Below are 4985 nucleotides of genomic sequence, written 5' to 3'. Positions count from 1 at the left end.
ATTACGGCGGATTCGACTACGTCCGAATCCACTCGGAATTGCTAACGTCAGTTCTAAACCGAAAATTAACGCATCTTTACCCCTAACTGACGGTTATACTAGACCGTTAGCGAAAATTTTAATAAGCATCCACATCCACAATAAAACGGATGGGTCTAAAATCTTTTACGGCTTCAAAAGTATTTTTAATTTTTTGTAATTGCTCTTTTGTTTTTCCTAAGGATTGCTTTGGCGGAATTTTAATCACTAAATTTTTAATGTACTGGTTTCGAATACGAGAAACCGCAGGTGCTGTGGGGCCTAATACATTTTCATGAAACACATTTTGTAAAGCTTTTGCTAACCAGTTAATACCGTTATCAACACGTGTATAATCTTTGTGTTTTAAGGTAATTTTTATCAAACGATAGTACGGCGGATAATGAAACTGCCAACGATCTTGTAGCTGTTCCTGATACATTTCGGTATAATTGGTCGTAGAAACTTGCTGTAAAATTTGATGATACGGATTGTAGGTCTGTATGGCTACGTTCCCTTGCTTTTTGGTTCGTCCTGCCCTACCCGATACTTGTACCATCAATTGAAAAGCACGCTCGTGTGCTCTAAAATCAGGGAAGTTTAACATCGAATCCGCATTCAAGATTCCTACCAAAGAAACATTGTCAAAATCCAGTCCTTTCGAAAGCATTTGTGTCCCTACCAAAATATCAATCTCTTGGGCTTCAAAAGCCCCTATAATCTTTTGATATCCATATTTTCCTCGTGTGGTATCCAAATCCATTCGTCCAATAGTATGATTTGGGAATAACTCTTTTAACTCGAGTTCTATTTGCTCCGTTCCAAAACCTTTGGTGTCTAGGGTGGCGCTTCCACAAGCACCACAACTGTTCGGCATCGAACGTTGATAATGACAATAGTGACATTTTAATTCCCTTCGGAATTTATGATAGGTTAAACTCACATCACAATTCGGACACTGAGGAGAAACACCACAAGTTGTACACTCTACCACAGGTGAAAATCCGCGTCGGTTTTGAAATAAAATCACCTGTTCTTTTTCGTCTAGGGCTTCGGTAATCATTTTTAGCAAACGATCAGAAAAATGACCTGTCATTTCCTTTTTTCGATGCTTCTCTTTAATATCTATCAGCTCAATTTTAGGCAACTGAATATTTCCAAAACGTCGTTTTACGTTTTAATTCAATAAATCCGTATTTGTGTTGTTTCGCATTAAAATAACTTTCTAACGATGGAGTTGCCGAACCTAGCAACACTTTAGCTTTATGTAAATGTCCTAATACTACTGCCGCATCACGCGCATTGTAACGTGGTGACGGTTCAAATTGTTTGTAAGACGTTTCGTGTTCTTCATCCACCACAATCAGTCCTAAATTTGAAAAAGGTAAAAAAACCGAAGAACGCGCTCCTAAAATAATTTGAACTTTGGGTTTGTTTTCTAACACATTATTCCACACCTCTACGCGTTCATTCATAGAATATTTAGAGTGAAATACCGAGATAAAATTCCCAAAATAGTTTTGTAAACGGGTAATAATCTGGGTAGTCAAAGCTATTTCGGGTAGCAAAAACAGTACTTGTTTTCCTTCAGCAATCACTTCTTTAATCAGTTTTACATAAATCTCCGTTTTACCAGATCCTGTAACTCCGTGTAACAAACTTACATTTTGAGTTTCAAAAGAACTCTTTATTTGCGTAAACGCTTCCTGTTGAAATTCATTAAGTTCTTTTATCTGATTCGTTTCTCCCTGATAATTGATTCTATCGGTTTGAATATGATAAAACTCGAAAATATCTTTATCAACCAACGCTTTTAAAACTGCGGAAGAAGCTCCCGATTGCTCTTCTAAATCCTTCGCTTTTATAGGTTTTTTAGAAGCGGCTAGCTGAAAATATGTCAACACAGCGTCGCGTTGCTTTTTCGCTCTTGAAAGTTCCTCTAAAAGTGTTTGTAAGCCTTCATTTGAGGCATAATTGTTATGTAATTGAACATACTTAACCAGTTTAGGTTTGTATGTTTCGTAAATTTCTTCTTTAATATATACCGCGCTTTTCTCAATCAAACCATTAATGGTTGGTAGCACTGTTTTTTTACCTAAAATATCCGAAACCTGATGAATGGTTAATTGTGAATGATGCTGTAAGGCTTCAAAAATTAAAAACTCATCATCGGTTAACATAGTTTCCTCTGTGAATTCCTCATTTTTATAAATAATAGTTTCACTTTCTAACAAAAAAGCTGACGGTAAAGCAGCTCTATATACATCACCCAACGAACACATATAATAGCTCGAAAGCCATTGCCAATGCTGTAACTGACGTTCATTTACAATTGGACGATCATCTAAAATTTGATGAATGTCTTTGGCTTCATATAATTCGGGTGCAGTTTGATGAATATTAAATACCAAGGCAGTATAAATCTTACTTTTTCCGAAAGAAACAGCCACACGCATTCCTTTTTTTAAAAAAGAGGCTTCTGCTTCAGTTACCATATAGGTAAATGTTTTCTGTAATGGAATCGGTAATATAACGTCGATGAAATGTGCTGTCACTTTCTAGTGATTTTGTAACTATAATTTGCAAAACTATACTCAGAAGTCAGCTTTGTAAGGTTCTCGATACAAAATTGCGTTGCAATTTCACTCGAACTGACATTCTATTAAACATAAAAATCAAAACTACACAAAAATGAGTACATTGTAAACATCAAAATTTACGTATTTATGACTTCTTTAAAATGAAAAAACAAGTGCAGTTTTAAAAAAAATTATTCGCTAATCATTTCTAAGTACAACTTTTCTACTTTGGCTCTTGCCCAAGGTGTTGTTCTTAAAAACTTTAAACTCGAGGTATAGGTTGGATTCTTTTTAAAGACATTTATATTCAACATTTCTCCCATTTCTTCCCAACCATACTCTAGGTATAACTCTTCTAAAATTGTGGCTAGTTTTATTCCGTGAAGCGGATTATTTGGTTGTTCTTGACTCATTCTACAAAGGTAAATATTCTATTGTAGTAATTCGTCTAACAAAATTCTAATTTTACCACTATTCCAATCGGCAGGTCCTTTTTTATCTACAACAATAGTTCCGTTTTTATCAATAACAAATGTAGCTGGAATGGAATTACTCACTAGTTGATCTGGTACTTTCGATAAAATATTATAGGTTGGTAAATCATAGCCTTTTTCTTTATAAAAAGTATCAATAGTTGTCCAATCTTCATTACTTATAAAAACAAACGCTACCTTATCTTTATAATCATCGTATAACTTTTGAATACTTGGCATTTCTGCAACACAAGGTGGACACCAAGTAGCCCAAAAATTTACAAACACTACTTTTTCCTTTAACGAGTTAAAATCAACAGTCTCTGTATTTAATCCTTTTAATTTCCAATTATAATCGGCTAATTCTACTCTTTTATCCTCAGTAATAGTTGACGGTGCAAAAGAAACTAATCGAATAAAATATACTTTGGTTGGTGGATATAATAGTAATCCTATTAAGATTACAAATATGATATTGGAAATTGTTTTTCTATTAAGTTTCATTAAATTATTTTTTAGGTAGAATTGTCGTTTCAAACACTAACACATTACAACAATTACTTTACTTTAATCTTTTCTCAAATCTACCACTCTTAAAGAAGATCAAGAAAATATTAACAAACATTTGGGTAATATCATTCTATAATATTAAACACATCCGGCTCTTTTGTTTGCTAATTTTTCAATACTTTAGCAACACTTTTTAAACAAACATACTTAAGAATGAAAAATACAGCTTTATCACATGTACATGAAGCTTTAGGAGCAAAAATGGTTCCTTTTGCGGGATACAATATGCCTGTGCAATACGAAGGAGTAACTATTGAACACGAAACTGTTAGAAATGGTGTAGGTGTTTTTGATGTGAGCCATATGGGAGAGTTCTTCTTAAAAGGAGAAAATGCATTGGCTTTAATTCAAAAAATTTCATCTAACGATGCTTCTAAATTAACTCCAGGAAAAGCTCAATATAGCTGTATGCCAAACAACGATGGTGGGGTTGTAGATGATTTAATCATTTACATGATCGCTGAAAATGAGTACATGTTAGTAGTAAATGCTTCTAATATAGAAAAGGATTGGAACTGGATTTCTCAACACAACGATTTAAATGTTGAAATGGAAAACCGTTCTGAAGAGTGGTCTTTATTAGCTATTCAAGGTCCAAAAGCAGCAGAAGCTATGCAATCGTTAACCTCTGTTGATTTATCGAATATTAAATTCTATACTTTTGAAATTACCGATTTCGCAGGAATTCCGAATGTAGTAGTTTCTGCTACAGGTTATACGGGTTCTGGCGGATTTGAAGTATATGTAAAAAATGAAGATGTTGAGCAACTTTGGAATAAGGTTTTTGAAGCTGGAAAAGATTGGGGTATTAAACCTATCGGATTAGCAGCTCGTGATACTTTACGTTTAGAAATGGGATATTGTTTATATGGTAATGATATTGACGATACTACCTCTCCTTTAGAAGCTGGTTTAGGTTGGATTACTAAATTCACCAAAGATTTTGTAAACTCTGAAGCTTTAAAAGCGCAAAAAGAAGCGGGTGTTACTCGTAAATTAGTTGCTTTTGAATTAACTGAGCGTGGTGTTCCTCGTCATGATTATGAGATTGTTGATGCTGATGGAAACAACATTGGTCGTGTTACTTCAGGAACTATGAGTCCTTCTTTAGGAAAAGGAATTGGTTTAGGATATGTTACTATTGAAAACTCAAAAATTGATAGCGATATTTTTATTCAAGTTCGTAAAAAACAATTAGCTGCAAAGGTGGTTAAATTACCTTTTTATAAAGGATAAAATAAAAACTCAATTAAAAAAGCAGCTCAAATGAGCTGCTTTTTTTGTTCGTATTGTCTCGTCCTGAAATAAGTTTACACAATTTAGACTTATTTTATGAAAAGCAATG

Annotated in this window: 3 protein-coding genes and 1 pseudogene; 1 reads left to right on the top strand and 3 read right to left on the bottom strand. The window is 33.9% G+C overall.

From position 1 onward, the window contains the following. Positions 1 to 118 precede the first annotated feature (118 nt). The 3 genes and pseudogenes from priA to OU788_RS11725 form a co-directional block, all read right to left on the bottom strand. Positions 119 to 2513, bottom strand: a pseudogene (gene priA / locus OU788_RS11735) (replication restart helicase PriA). Positions 2514 to 2788: 275 nt separating this feature from the next. After that, complete coding sequence (locus tag OU788_RS11730; RefSeq protein ID WP_274635339.1) at positions 2789 to 3010, bottom strand: VF530 family protein; 222 nt, start codon at positions 3008 to 3010, stop codon at positions 2789 to 2791. An 18-nt stretch (positions 3011 to 3028) separates the two neighbouring features. Next, the gene (locus OU788_RS11725) at positions 3029 to 3574 is read right to left on the bottom strand and encodes a TlpA family protein disulfide reductase (protein ID WP_274635338.1); all 546 of its coding nucleotides are present in this window, start codon (positions 3572 to 3574) and stop codon (positions 3029 to 3031) included. Between the two features lie 219 nt (positions 3575 to 3793). On the opposite strand from OU788_RS11725, the gene gcvT reads away from it, so the two are divergent. Continuing rightward, entirely contained in the window at positions 3794 to 4876 is a 1083-nt protein-coding gene (gene gcvT / locus OU788_RS11720; RefSeq protein WP_274635337.1) for a glycine cleavage system aminomethyltransferase GcvT, read from the top strand. Positions 4877 to 4985: the final 109 nt, after the last annotated feature.

This window comes from Tenacibaculum sp. L6 (genome assembly GCF_028823685.1).
Taxonomy (GTDB): domain Bacteria; phylum Bacteroidota; class Bacteroidia; order Flavobacteriales; family Flavobacteriaceae; genus Polaribacter.
The sequence above is the reverse complement of the archived record's forward strand: the minus strand, read 5'-3'. Positions and strand labels throughout refer to the sequence as shown.